The organism is Bradyrhizobium sp. SZCCHNR1002 (assembly GCF_032381435.1).
In the GTDB taxonomy this organism is placed as follows: domain Bacteria; phylum Pseudomonadota; class Alphaproteobacteria; order Rhizobiales; family Xanthobacteraceae; genus Bradyrhizobium; species Bradyrhizobium aeschynomenes.
Window position 1 is genome coordinate 185,972 of the sequence record NZ_JAUHIS010000005.1, and the last position, 12,393, is coordinate 198,364.

Below are 12,393 nucleotides of genomic sequence, written 5' to 3' on the forward strand. Positions count from 1 at the left end.
GCGTACGAGGTCACCGATCGCATCGGGACTCGCCTGCGCCGCGGCATCGGCGACCGAACTCGCTCTTCACGAACTTCGGGGGTATGACAGGCTCTCGGCCTCCGGATCGGGTCTGCCGCCACCTGCGCATTCGGCCTCGTCGAGGCCGGCGCGCGCGAGGTGATCAGCGTGGTTCCCGCGGCGATCATCATCGTCACGCCACGTTCTGGTGCGAGCCATCACGCCGGTGGTAGGCAAATGAGACGTAGAGTAACAACAGCGGCGGCAAGCCTTATTGTCTGTCTCGCAGCGATGATGAACTGCTTCGCTCAGGCAAATGAGCGCACGACCCATTCAGTGCTGGCGATTGAGTATGTCGGAGAGCAAGACGGGATCGTGAATTCTGTGCTGATGAGCAATTCTAGAGCAGGGGCGGAGTGGGGCCGTCGAATGCTGATCGGGCGATTCGCCGCAGAGCGGGCGGATGCGCACGTCGTCGACATGTCTCTATTGAACGATGTCATCGCAAGGATCGATGGCTTCGAAAGCTCGCGGCAAAGACATGCGGAGTCTGCCGGAGGCACCTCGGTTCAAATCTCGATCGTGACACCTGAGAGAAACAGTTCCTTCTTTTATGAATCGACAGAGGCTTTGTCGTTATTGGAGGACGTGCAGAAGGCTTGTCGCAATGATGAGTCCCTGTCTGGAGATATCGCCTATTTCCAGAAGCGGGTGGTGCAATACCGGAGGCGGTAGCTTGATTGGGAGGCCTCGCTCCGGGTTCTCCCAAATTTCGCTACCCACACCTTCGCCGGCTGGCCGCAAGGCCCGGCGCGACAACGCCGCGCCTCCGGCCGGAGGCGCAGCGTCGCGTGTCGGGATGCGCCTGTGCGTCAATCGCCTGAGCGCGTCAGGTCGCTGATCCGCACCGGGAAGCGCCGGACACGGATGCCGGTGGCATGTGCCACCGCATTGGCGACCGCGCCCGCGGAGCCGGTGATGCCGATCTCGCCGACGCCCTTGATGCCGAGCGGATTCACGAATGGATCGTGCTCGGCGACCGTGAACGCCTCGATCGCCGGGATGTCGGCATTCACCGGCACATGATACTCGCCGAGATTGGCGTTCATGATGCGGCCGCTGCGACGGTCGGTGACAGCCTCCTCGTGCAGCGCCAGCGAGATGCCCCAGATCATGCCGCCGATGAGCTGGCTGTTCACCAGCTTCGGGTTGATGATCCGCCCCGCGGCGAATGCGCCGACCATGCGGGTCACGCGCACCTGCCCGAGATCGGGATCGACCTTCACCTCCGCGAAGACAGCGCCATGCGAATGCATCGCGTACTGCTCGTTGGCAGCCGGATCCGGCAAGCCCGAGCCTGCGCCGTCGACCTCGTCGAGCCCGGCGCGCGCGAGGATGTCGGCATAGCTCTCGCCGCGGCCCTCGTCGTCGCGCCGCAGCAGCCGGCCGTTGCGGGCGATCACCCCGGCATTGCCGGCGCCGAACAGCGGCGAGCGCTGATCGGAGGTGGCGAGCTCGGCGAGCTTGGCGATCACGGCCGCGCCCGCATTGTGGATCGCGGTGCCGACGGTTGCCGTGTGCGCCGAGCCGCCGGCGATGCCGGCATCCGGCAGGTCCGAGGTGCCGGCCTTGAACGTCACCTGGTTGAGCTCGAGCGCCAGCGAATCCGCAGCGACCTGCGCCAACGCGGTCCACGCTCCCTGGCCCATGTCATGGGCGCCGCTCTCCACCACGCCAGAGCCGTCGCGCCGGATCACGGCGCGCGCTTGCCCCGCAAACATCAGCGCATGGAACGTCGCGGTGCCCATGCCCCAGCCGACCAGGAAGCCATCCTTGTCGCGCATCATGCGCGGCTTCAGCGGCCGCTCCCACCAGCCGAACCGTTCGGCGCCTTGCGTGTAGCACTCCCGCAGCGCCTTCGACGAGAAAGGCTTGCCGGTCGAAGGCTCGACCTCGGCGTAGTTCTTGACGCGGAAGGCGAGCGGATCGAGGCCGCAGGCCTCGGCCATCTCGTCGACCGCGCTTTCCAATGCGATCGATCCCGGTGCGATGCCCGGCGCGCGCACGAACAGCGGCGTGCCGGTGTCCATGCGCACGGCGTCATAGGTGGTCGCGATCGCAGGCGCGGCGTAGAGCGTGTGCGTCACGTGGGCCGCCGCTTCATAGAAGTCCTCGAAGCTCGACGTCGCGATGCGGGCATGGTGATGGATGCCTGAGAGCTGCCCGGCAGCACTGGCGCCGAGGCGCAAGGTCTGCCGGGTCGGCGAGCGATGGCCGAACGGCCCATAAAGTTGCTCGCGGCGCGCCACGAGCTTCACCGGACGGCCGACCATCTTCGCGGCGAGAATGCCGAGCACCTGCGGCCCTGCCATCAGGCCCTTGCCGCCAAAGCCGCCGCCGAGGAAGGGGCTGCGGATCAGGATATTGTCCGGCGCAATGCCGAACAGCTCGGCGAGGCGCGCGCGCATCATCACAAGGCCCTGTGTCGGCGTGTCGATGACGAGCTTGTCGCCCTGCCACTCCGCGACGATGGCATGCGGCTCCATCGCATTGTGATAATGCGGTGGGGTCTCGTAGATCGCGGTGATCTGCTTCTCACTGGCAGACAGCGCAGCCTCGACATCGCCGTGGCGCTGCTCGGCCGGCATGCCCATGCCGACGGCCGGCGGCACATAAGTCGCATCGGTATCGAGCCCGATGCGCGCCGGCTCCGCCTCATAGCGCGGCGCCAGCAAAGCCGCGCCTTCGGTCGCGGCTTCCAGCGATTCCGCAATGACGACGGCGATCGGCTGATTGGCATAGCGCACGCTGTCGTTCTGCAGCGCCTCGAAGCGGAACGAGAACGGATTGGGCTTGCCGTCGGGGTCGGAATAGAGCGGCGGCCGGTTGGCGGAGGTCATCACTTCGACCACGCCGGGATGCGCCTTGGCGGCCTCGACATCGAGCGAAACGACGCGGCCGCGCGCGATGCTGGACGTGGCCAGCACGGCATAGAGCAGGCCGGGCGGGTTGTTGTCGGCCGCGTAGGTCGCGCGGCCGGTGACCTTGGCCAGACCATCCACGCGCGACAGCGGCTGGCCGATATTCGAGCCGTGGCGGAGGTGGGCGGGATCGCGGGAGAGGTTGAGCTCAGGCGTCATGAAGCACTCCTGGAACGGAGGAGAAGGGGGAGGCCGGCAGCGCCGGCATGCGCGAGGGCGTGCCTTGCGCTGCGGCCTGCAGCGCGCGCACGATCAGCTGCCGCGCGAGCGGGATCTTGTAGGCATTGTCGCCGGAGGGGTTTGCATCGCGCAGCGCCGCCTCCGCGGCGCGTTCGAACGAGCCGTACTCAGCCGGCTGACCGGCGAGCAGCGCTTCGGCGTCATGCACACGCCACGGCTTGGCGGCGACGCCGCCGAGCGCAAGGCGTGCCTGCTTGATGCTGCCGTTCTCGATCACGAGCCCGGCTGCAGCGGAGACCACGGCGAAGGCGTAGGAGTTGCGCTCGCGCACTTTGAGATAGCGCGCGTGCTTGGCGAAGGCGCGTGCGGCCGCAGGCAGACGGATCGCGACGATCAGCTCGCCGGGAGCGAGCGCGCTCTCACGATCCGGCGTGCCGCCGGGCAAGAGATGCAAAGCCTCCAACGCGATCTCGCGTCGGCCGGATGCGCCCTCGATTTCGACGACCGCGTCGAACGCCGCGAGCGGCACGCAGAAATCCGAAGGATTGGTGGCGATGCAGGCATCGCTCCAGCCGAGCACGGCGTGCTGGCTGTTCTCGCCGCCGCGGGCATCGCAGCCCGATCCGGGTACGCGCTTGTTGCAGGCAGAGGCGGTGTCATAGAAGTAGGCGCAGCGCGTTCGCTGCAGCAGATTGCCGCCGACGGTCGCCGCATTGCGGAGCTGCGCCGAGGCGCCGGACAGCAGCGCTTCGGCCACCGCAGGGAAGTCCTTGGCGAAGGACGCGTCGTAGGCGAGGTCGGCGTTGCGCACGAGCGCCCCGATTCTGACGTCGCCATTGCCTGACGTTTCGATGCGCGTCAGCTCCTTGATGTGGGTGATGTCGACCAGCCGTTCGGGCCGGACGACATTGCCCTTCATCAGGTCCAGCAGGTTGGTGCCGGAGGCTAGATAAGCGGCGCCCGGTGCGCCGGCCGCGGCGATCGCCTCGGCAACAGTCGCGGGCTTCACATAATCGAACCGGTTCATGCCGCACGCTCCTTGTCGTCCGTGAGCGTCGCCTGTGCGTCGCGCACCGCCTCGACGATCCCGACATAGGCGCTGCAGCGGCACAGATTGCCGCTCATGCCTTCGCGGACGCGCTCGGGATCGTCGCCGGCCTGGCCCTCGTTGATGAGCCCGACCGCGCTCATGATCTGGCCCGGCGTGCAGAAGCCGCATTGCAGGGCGTCGTGAACAATGAAGGCCTCCTGCACCGGGTGCAGCCGATCGCCCTGGGCGAGACCTTCGATGGTGGTGATGGCGGCGCCGTCGAGGCTGAGCGCGAGCGTCAGGCAGGAGTTGATGCGACGGCCGTCGACCAGGACGGTGCAGGCGCCGCACTGGCCGCGGTCGCAACCCTTCTTGGTGCCGGTGAGGTGGAGGCGCTCGCGCAGGAGGTCGAGCAGGGTGACCCGGGGGTCGTCGAGCGCAAGGGTTCGCGGCTCACCGTTGACGGTGAGTCTGACAGTCCAATTCATGCGTTGTTCCGATCGAAGCGATGGCCTAATCGGATCGCAGCGGGCATCGCCTTACGGGCGATGGTCCGTCCAGATCCAGCGACCGCGGGACGACAGCTGAGGGAAGGTTGGCTGTCCCGGGTGGCAGGTCTATTTATACGGAGGGTTCCTCCGTTTAGCAAGGGGACATGAACGGTCCGTCATCAAGAGCTGGTGAGATGGAGACGAAACCACAAGACCGCCATCGCAAGCCGCGCGCCGACGCCCAGCGCAACCGCGAGCGCGTGCTCGAGGCGGCCAAGGCGGTGTTCAGCGTCGGCGGCGCCGAGGCGAGCCTGGAGGCGGTGGCGCGCCAGGCCGGCGTCGGCATCGGTACGCTGTATCGCCATTTCCCCACCCGCGAGGACCTGTTCGAGGCGGTGTACCGCCGCGAGGTCGAGCAGCTCGCCGAGTTGGCCGAGGAGCTGAAGACCGAGCCGTCCCCGGTCGAGGCGCTCCGCCGCTGGCTGCGCTCCACGGTGCAGTTCGTCGCCACCAAGAAGGGCATGATGGCCGCGCTCGCGATCGTCATGACCGCGAACTCCGAGCTCGCCGCCTTCTCGCACGCCCATCTCACCCGCTCGATCGGCGCGCTGCTCACCCGCGCCATCGACGCCGGCCAGATCCGCGCCGACATCACCGCCGACGACGTCCTGCGCGCGCTGATCGGCATGTGCTACATGCACGACCAGACCGGCTGGCAGCAGAGCGTGCTGCGGCTGCTGGATGTGTTCGTGGATGGGATGAGGGTGGGGCAGAAGCAGACGTGAGCGCGCCTCACGGGACACGTGAGCTGCGCATCGCTTGCGACGAATTCGCCGGCCCTCTCGTCCAGGCGATGCTGTGTGGAGCAGAAAGTTCTCTCCATCGTCATTCCGGGGCGCGCGAAGCGCGAGCCCGGAATCCATAGCCACCAGCGTTGCTGAAGCTCTCGGTGCCTCCGCACGCCGTTCTCGCTCCAAAACGAATCGCTGGGAGTATGGATTCCGGGCTCATTCGCGTGCCGCGAATGCCCCGGAATGACGACGGTGGGATTGGAAGATGCTAGGAAACTGGCGTTCCGCACGCGGCGCAGAGTTTTGCGCGCGGTGTTCTCAGCGGCTTGCCCAAGCGTGCATTCATTCGACCGCCGATAGTCTTTGATGTCGTCAATCCGCTGTCTCAGGAGCGGCTCGATCTCGGCCCACTCCTGTTCGTCGAGCATGGGCACTTCGATGCCACAACGCCAGCAATAGGCTGTGATCGTCATCTCACCCCCGCAGCCACTCCATCAGCGCCTGCGCCGTCTCCTCCGGCTGCTCGGGCTGCGGCAGGTGGCCGCAATTCTCCAGCACGACCAGCCAGCTGCCGTCGATGCCGTCGGCCATCTCCTTCGACAGGCTGTTCGGGATCGTGTTGTCGGTATCGCTCGTCAGCACCAGGGTCGGGCAGCGGATCGCGGTCAGCGTCGGGCGGGAGTCCGGGCGCGACATGACGGCGGTCAACTGCCGGATGAAGCCGATGACCCCGACCTCCTCGGCCATGTCATGCACCAGCTGACGCAGCCGCGGGTCGTCCTGGCGCGAAGGATGCACGAAGCCTGCGAACAGCTCGTCGACCACGCCGTGATAGTCGCCGTCCTTCGCGCGGGTGATCATGGTGCGGCGGCGCGCGCTGGCTTCCGGCGTATCGGGCCGGGCCTGGGTGTTGATCAGCGCCAGCCGGCCGACGCGCTCCGGCGCCTGGCGCATGATCTCGAAGGCGATGTAGCCGCCCATCGAATGGCCGGCGAGCGCGAAGCGCGGCGGCGCCTCGGCCAGGATGCGGCGCGCGATTCCGGCCATGCTGTCATCGCGGACGTGGTTCGCCACCATCACCGGCGCGAGCCGCCACAGCGCGGGAATGACCGGCGCATAGATGCGCGGCGACGAGATCAGTCCGGGCACCAGCACGAGCGGCAGCGCGTCAGTCATGGCTCTTCCCCTGGATGGCACTACCGGGTGTCTCGCCCCCGATGTGCCATTTACGCGCGAGACGCCGCCGATGTCCAACGAAGTCTACCGCTTCGCGGTGCGCCGCCGGGGAAGGCGACCTCGTCCCAACGCCCCTGCTCCCGGCTCGGGGCGGGCCGGCGATCACGGTGAACGGGCCGCACGCGATCTCGCCCCCGAGCGCCGCTCGCGATCGCGTTGCCATTCGCGGCAATCTGGTGGCGCCGTCCGCAATTCGCGTGCGAGGCCGGGATCTAATTACTTGCGCCCCGGATCATGCCACCTTCGCATGCAGCGCGATGATACCTGGAGAGATCGTCAATCGTGGCAAACGGGGTCGGGTGTCATGATAATATCACGTAATGGGCATGCGCCGAATTGCAGGAGCGACTGCGACTACAACGATTAGTTCGTTTAGGACGAAACTTCACGTGGCCCTGCGCGGTCGGCTCTCTTGTGTCTACGCGGCGATGAGTTGCCAGCACCGTGCTGCCAGTGATGACATCGAAGCGATGGCCGCGGGGCGCGGACGATTCTCTCCGCCATGGTTGGCTGTCGTGCAGGGAGCGACGAAGATCCGCCGGCGGATCGCGATCAGATGGACTTGATCAGCAGAGCGAGTTCCGTCGCGCCGGCGATGCAGCTGCGACGCCGGTGGCCATGCCGGGCAGGTGGCGGGCGCGGAGGTCGCGATGCCGCGAGCGGATGCGTTGGCCGGAGTCGTGGCAGGGCGAGCGCGGCTTCAGCGCGGCCGTTATCAGCCTGCCGGGGTCAGCGGGCGATCAGACCAGCAGTGGCTGGACCGTTGCCGACAGCCTGTTCAGGAGCGGCAGGAAGCGCTCCTTCATCTCATCGACCGAGATGCGATCGACATGGCCGCCGATATTCGCGGCCGCGACGATGCCGCCGTCATAGCGGCGAATCGGCACGGAAATCGAGCGAAAGCCCGATTCCGCCTCGCCATCGACGAGCGAATAGCCATCGCTGCGGACTGCCGAGATCGCGGCGATCAGCGCCTCCCTGTCGGTCGACGTCTGCGGCGTCAGCGCCGTCAGCGTCATGCGCTCGATCGTGTGGCGCAGCTGATCGTCCGGTATCCGGCTGAGCAGTACGCGACCGACCGAGGTGCAGAAGGCGGGCAGCCGGTAGCCGATCTCCAGCCCGGTGGAGAACATTCGCGCCGGTGTCGCCCGCGCGATGAACACGACCTGGTCGCCGTCGAGGACGGCGAGCGAGCAGACCTCATGGGCCTCGCTGGCCGCCATGTCCATCAACGGCTGCATCACGCTGTTGATCTGGTTGGAGGCGAGATAGCTGGACGCCAGCAGCAGAACGCGCGGCGTCAGCGAGAACAGGCGGTCGTCGCCGTGGACGAAGCCGGAGGCCTTCAGCGTCAGCAGAATCCGTCGCACCGTGGCGCGGGCAAGGCCGGTGAGTTCCGCGGCCTTGCTCAGCGTCATCGGCCGGCCCTCGCGACTGAAGGCCTGGATGACGCGCAAGCCACGGTCGAGAGCCTCCACGAACTCGGGACCATCGCCCCGGGCCTGCTTCTTCTCCTCATCAGTGCGCTTTAGTTTCGGCATCGGCCCGACACGATCCGCTGTTGTTGTTCTCGGCCGCAGTGAAACTGCTGCCCGCTTGCCCCTCGGCTTCGGTTGTAGCTTTTTCACTTGCGCTTCTCCCCACTTAAAGCGAATCTAATCTGGGCGAACATGTGTTCGTCTAGCGAACATTATTAGATGATCACGTGACGCTCAACGCCCGACTTGCGACGGAACAGGAGAGACGGCCATCATGATGAGCCAGGAGCAGAACGACCTGATCACCCGCATCGGACCCGGCGCGCCTGCCGGTAAACTAATGAGGATGTATTGGCAGCCGGCTGCGCTGGTCGATGAGCTCGCGGGCGAGCGCCCGGTGCGCGCGGTCAAGCTGCTCGGTCAGGACTTCGTTCTCTTCAAGGATGGGGATGGCCGCTATGGCCTACTGGACCGCGATTGTCCGCATCGCGGCGCCGACCTCGCCTTCGGACGATTGGAGAATGGCGGGCTGCGTTGCGCCTTCCACGGCTGGCTGTTCGACGCCGACGGAAACTGCCTGGAGACGCCGGCCGAGCCGGTCGGCTCGCCGCTGTGCAAGAACGTCAAGCAGCGCTCTTATCCGGTGGTCGAGAAGGGCGGCATCCTCTGGGCCTGGCTCGGCGACGGCGCCGCGCCGGCGTTCCCCGATCTCGACTGCTTCACCGCGCCTGATGCCTACACCTTCGCCTTCAAGGGCCTGATCGAGTGCAACTGGCTCCAGGCGCTGGAGGTCGGCATCGACCCGGCGCACGCCTCGTTCCTGCATCGCTTCTTCGAGGACGAGGACACCTCGACGGCCTATGGCAAGCAGTTCCGCGGCGCCTCGGCCGACAGCGAGCTGCCGATGACCAAGGTGCTGCGCGAGTACGATCGCCCGATCATCAATGTCGAGCGCACCGAATACGGCCTGCGCATCGTCGCGCTGCGCGAGATCGACGCCGAGCGCACCCACGTCCGCGTCACCAATCAGCTGTTCCCGCATGCCTTCGTGATTCCGATGAGCACGGAGATGACGATCACGCAATGGCACGTGCCGGTCGATGACGAGACCTGCTACTGGTACGCCATCTTCACCAGCTACGGCGCGCCAGTCGACCGGGCGAAGATGCGGGCGCAGCGGCTGGAGCTCTACGAGCTGCCGGACTATCGCTCGCGCAAGAACAAGAGCAACGACTACGGCTTCGATCCCCGCGAGCAGGCGACCGCGACCTACACCGGCATGGGCAACGACATCAATGTGCACGACCAGTGGGCGGTGGAGTCGATGGGCCGGATCCAGGACCGCACCCGCGAGCATCTCGGGCAGTCCGACAAGGCGATCATCCAGTATCGCCGGCTGCTGCGTGAGCAGATCGAGACGGTCGGGCGCGGCGAGCCGCCGATGCTGCATCTCGATGCAGCGGCGGCGCGCAGCGTGCAGGGGCCCGCAACGATGGATGGCATCGGCCCGACCCGCGGCTGGGAGACCTATTGGATGGAAGTCGACGTCCGCCGCCGCCGCAACGCCCCCTGGGCACCGCCCGTGCCGGCGGATATCGTGCGCCTCGCGCCGCATCTCAGCGCTGCGGAGTGATGGTGAGCGTGAGCGCGCATTTGATGGGGGCTGTCGCGACGAGCAGCCTTGTCAATTGTTTACTCCGTCATGCCCGGGCTCGTCCCGGCCATGACGATGTGGACACAGACGGGTGCTACACTGCGATCTCCAAATGCGATTGCCCAGCCGCAGGCGGGTGAGGCCGGCACCGAACCTTCCCGACGGCCGCGAACTCGATCGCGCGCCTCGCCATCCTAATCAGGAGTCATCGTTGAGTTTCGTCGACAAGCATCAGCTGTGGAGCGCCGAGCAGGCCGAAGCCGCGGTGCGCATGCGCCGCCTCGCCGAGGAGCACGGGCTCACCACGATCCGCTTCTCGTTCCCGGACCAGCACGGCATCCTGCGCGGCAAGACGCTCACGATCGATGCCGCGTTGTCGTCGCTGGAGAGCGGCTGCTCGATCACCACGACCCTGCTCGCCAAGGATACCTCGCACCGCACGGTGTTTCCGGTGTTCACCGCCGGCGGCGGCTTCGGCATGGCCGAGATGCAGGGTGGCAGCGACGCGCTGATGGTCGCCGATCCCACCACGTTCCGCGTGCTGCCCTGGGCGCCCGGCACCGGCTGGGTGCTGTGCGACCTGTATTTCGCCAACGGCGCGCCCGTGCCGTTCGCCACGCGCAACCTCTATCGTTCGGCATTGGCGAGGCTCGATCAGCGCGGCTATCAGTTCATGGCCGGCCTCGAGGTCGAATGCCATATCTTCAAGGTCGAAGACCCCCGTCTCGCGCCTGGCGACGCCGGCATGCCGGGCCAGCCCGGCGCGCCGCCCACCGTCAGCCTGCTGACGCAGGGCTATCAGTATCTCACCGAGCAGCGCTTCGATCAGATGGAGCCGGCACTCGAGCTCATCAGGGCGAATCTCGTCGCGCTCGGTCTGCCGCTGCGTTCGATCGAGCTCGAATACGGGCCGAGCCAGTGCGAGTTCGTGTTGCAGCCGTCGCTCGGCCTCGTGCCGGCCGATACGATGGTGCTGTTCCGCAGCGCCGTGAAGCAGATCGCGCAGCGCCACGGCTATCACGCCACCTTCATGTGCCGGCCGCGCATCCCGAACGTGATGTCGTCGGGCTGGCATCTGCACCAGTCGCTGGTGGCGCGCGACGGCAGCAACGCGTTCATGACGGAGGACGCCGATGGCTTGTCCGCGCTCGGCCGCCACTACATGGCGGGCCTGCTCGCACATGCGCGTGCCTCTGCGGTGTTCTCGACCCCAACGATCAACGGCTACCGGCGCTATCGCTCCTACTCGCTGGCGCCGGACCGCGCCATCTGGGGACGCGACAACCGGGGCGTCATGATCCGCGTGCTCGGCGGCCCCGGCGACCGCGCCACCCGGCTGGAGAACCGCATCGGCGAGCCCGCAGCCAATCCCTATCTCTACATGGCCTCGCAGATCGCAGCCGGTCTCGACGGCGTCGACCGCCAGCTCGATCCCGGCCCGTCGGCCGACGTGCCCTACGAGACCAAGGCGAGCCTGCTGCCGAAGTCGCTGGGCGAGGCGGTCAACGTGCTGAAGCAGGACGCGTTCTTCCGCGAAGCCTTCGGCGCCACCTTCATCGACTACTACACGTTCATCAAGACCGCCGAGATCGAGCGCTTCAACGCCGAAGTATCCGACTGGGAGCAGCGCGAATATTTCGAGATGTTTTGACGGTTGAGCCGCAGCGCCATGGTCGCCGGAGATCAAATCTCCGGTCTCCCCGCCGTCATGGCCGGGACAAGCCCGGGCATGACGGAGTCATTCATTCTCGATCTGATTGTAGCGGTAGCTGATTCTGCAGATTTGCCTCTGCGTGCTTGGCTGTGTCACACGCTCCGCGTCAGTCCGCCGTCCACCCTGATGTTCTGTCCCGTGATGTAGGCCGCGCCCTCTGAGGCGAGGAAGCCTATGGTCGCGGCGATCTCCTCGGACTTGCCGTACCGGCCCATCGGCACGGTCTTGCGGCGCTCTTCCGTGGCCGGCAGGCTGTCGATCCAGCCGGGAAGCACGTTGTTCATCCGGATGTTGTCGGCGGCATAGCTGTCGGTGAAGATCTTGGTGAACGCGGCGAGACCGGCGCGGAACACCGCCGAGGTCGGAAACATCGCCGACGGCTCGAATGCCCAGGCCGTCGAGATGTTGATGATCGCGCCATTCTTCTGCGCCTGCATGATCGGCGTGACCAGGCGCGTCGGACGGATCACGTTCAGCAGATAGGTATCGAGTCCGCCGTGCCACTGCTCGTCGGTCAATTCCAGGATCGGCGCCCGCGGACCGTGTCCGGCGCTGTTGACGAGCACGTCGATGCGGCCCCAGCGGTTGACGGCACCGTCGACGAGGCGCTTGAGATCATCGTTTGACTTGTTCGATCCGGTGACGCCGAGGCCGCCGAGCTCGGCGGCCAGCGCCTCGCCCTTGCCCGATGACGACAGGATTGCGACCTGGAATCCGTCCGCGGCGAGACGGCGCGCTGCCGCCGCGCCCATGCCGCTGCCGCCCGCGGTGACCAGCGCGACCCTTTGTCCTGTCATGACGTGTGCTCCCACCCGATGATCGAAGCGACGATGTAGCT

General features: G+C 66.6%; 10 protein-coding genes. 4 read left to right on the forward strand and 6 right to left on the reverse strand.

Translation table 11 applies throughout. The features are described 5' to 3' along the window. The first annotated feature begins 168 nt into the window (after positions 1–168). Positions 169–735: a hypothetical protein gene (locus QX108_RS23530; protein ID WP_315799607.1), complete on the forward strand. Its 567-nt coding sequence runs from the start codon at positions 169–171 to the stop codon at positions 733–735. 137 nt (positions 736–872) lie between these two features. Here QX108_RS23530 and QX108_RS23535 read toward each other — a convergent pair whose 3' ends face one another. Genes QX108_RS23535 through QX108_RS23545 form a run of 3 tightly spaced genes read right to left on the reverse strand, consistent with a single transcriptional unit; the run spans position 873 to position 4,679 of the window. After that, complete coding sequence (locus QX108_RS23535; protein WP_315783143.1) at positions 873–3,140, reverse strand: xanthine dehydrogenase family protein molybdopterin-binding subunit; 2,268 nt, start codon at positions 3,138–3,140, stop codon at positions 873–875. After that, positions 3,130–4,188 carry a xanthine dehydrogenase family protein subunit M gene (locus QX108_RS23540; RefSeq protein WP_315783145.1) on the reverse strand — a complete coding sequence of 353 codons (1,059 nt, stop codon included), beginning with the start codon at positions 4,186–4,188 and terminating at the stop codon, positions 3,130–3,132. The genes QX108_RS23535 and QX108_RS23540 overlap by 11 nt, the downstream gene beginning before the upstream one ends. Beyond that, positions 4,185–4,679 carry a (2Fe-2S)-binding protein gene (locus tag QX108_RS23545; protein WP_315783147.1) on the reverse strand — a complete coding sequence of 165 codons (495 nt, stop codon included), beginning with the start codon at positions 4,677–4,679 and terminating at the stop codon, positions 4,185–4,187. The genes QX108_RS23540 and QX108_RS23545 overlap by 4 nt, the downstream gene beginning before the upstream one ends. A 197-nt stretch (positions 4,680–4,876) precedes the next feature. Between QX108_RS23545 and QX108_RS23550 the strand changes: the two genes are divergently transcribed. After that, positions 4,877–5,467 (forward strand): TetR/AcrR family transcriptional regulator, encoded by a 591-nt coding sequence (locus tag QX108_RS23550; RefSeq protein ID WP_315783149.1) that lies wholly within the window; start codon positions 4,877–4,879, stop codon positions 5,465–5,467. Between the two features lie 480 nt (positions 5,468–5,947). Here QX108_RS23550 and QX108_RS23555 read toward each other — a convergent pair whose 3' ends face one another. Both QX108_RS23555 and QX108_RS23560 read right to left on the reverse strand, forming a co-directional pair. Continuing rightward, entirely contained in the window at positions 5,948–6,649 is a 702-nt protein-coding gene (locus QX108_RS23555; protein ID WP_315783151.1) for an alpha/beta hydrolase, read from the reverse strand. Between the two features lie 800 nt (positions 6,650–7,449). Then, positions 7,450–8,337, reverse strand: a complete 888-nt coding sequence (locus tag QX108_RS23560) for an IclR family transcriptional regulator C-terminal domain-containing protein (protein ID WP_315722388.1) — start codon at positions 8,335–8,337, stop codon at positions 7,450–7,452. A gap of 124 nt (positions 8,338–8,461) precedes the next feature. Between QX108_RS23560 and QX108_RS23565 the strand changes: the two genes are divergently transcribed. Next, on the forward strand, positions 8,462–9,820 hold the full coding sequence (locus tag QX108_RS23565) for an aromatic ring-hydroxylating dioxygenase subunit alpha (protein ID WP_315783155.1): 1,359 nt from the start codon (positions 8,462–8,464) through the stop codon (positions 9,818–9,820). A gap of 232 nt (positions 9,821–10,052) precedes the next feature. Further along, entirely contained in the window at positions 10,053–11,492 is a 1,440-nt protein-coding gene (locus QX108_RS23570; RefSeq protein WP_315783157.1) for a glutamine synthetase family protein, read from the forward strand. Positions 11,493–11,647: 155 nt separating this feature from the next. Here QX108_RS23570 and QX108_RS23575 read toward each other — a convergent pair whose 3' ends face one another. Beyond that, positions 11,648–12,352: an SDR family oxidoreductase gene (locus QX108_RS23575; protein ID WP_315783159.1), complete on the reverse strand. Its 705-nt coding sequence runs from the start codon at positions 12,350–12,352 to the stop codon at positions 11,648–11,650. Positions 12,353–12,393: the final 41 nt, after the last annotated feature.

Coding starts and splice junctions, on each gene's coding strand:
- QX108_RS23545 (WP_315783147.1), bottom strand. CDS start 4,679: ATGAATTGGACTGTCAGACTCACCGTCAACGGTGAGCCGCGAACCCTT.
- QX108_RS23565 (WP_315783155.1), top strand. CDS start 8,462: ATGATGAGCCAGGAGCAGAACGACCTGATCACCCGCATCGGACCCGGC.
- QX108_RS23540 (WP_315783145.1), bottom strand. CDS start 4,188: ATGAACCGGTTCGATTATGTGAAGCCCGCGACTGTTGCCGAGGCGATC.
- QX108_RS23555 (WP_315783151.1), bottom strand. CDS start 6,649: ATGACTGACGCGCTGCCGCTCGTGCTGGTGCCCGGACTGATCTCGTCG.
- QX108_RS23575 (WP_315783159.1), bottom strand. CDS start 12,352: ATGACAGGACAAAGGGTCGCGCTGGTCACCGCGGGCGGCAGCGGCATG.
- QX108_RS23535 (WP_315783143.1), bottom strand. CDS start 3,140: ATGACGCCTGAGCTCAACCTCTCCCGCGATCCCGCCCACCTCCGCCAC.
- QX108_RS23550 (WP_315783149.1), top strand. CDS start 4,877: ATGGAGACGAAACCACAAGACCGCCATCGCAAGCCGCGCGCCGACGCC.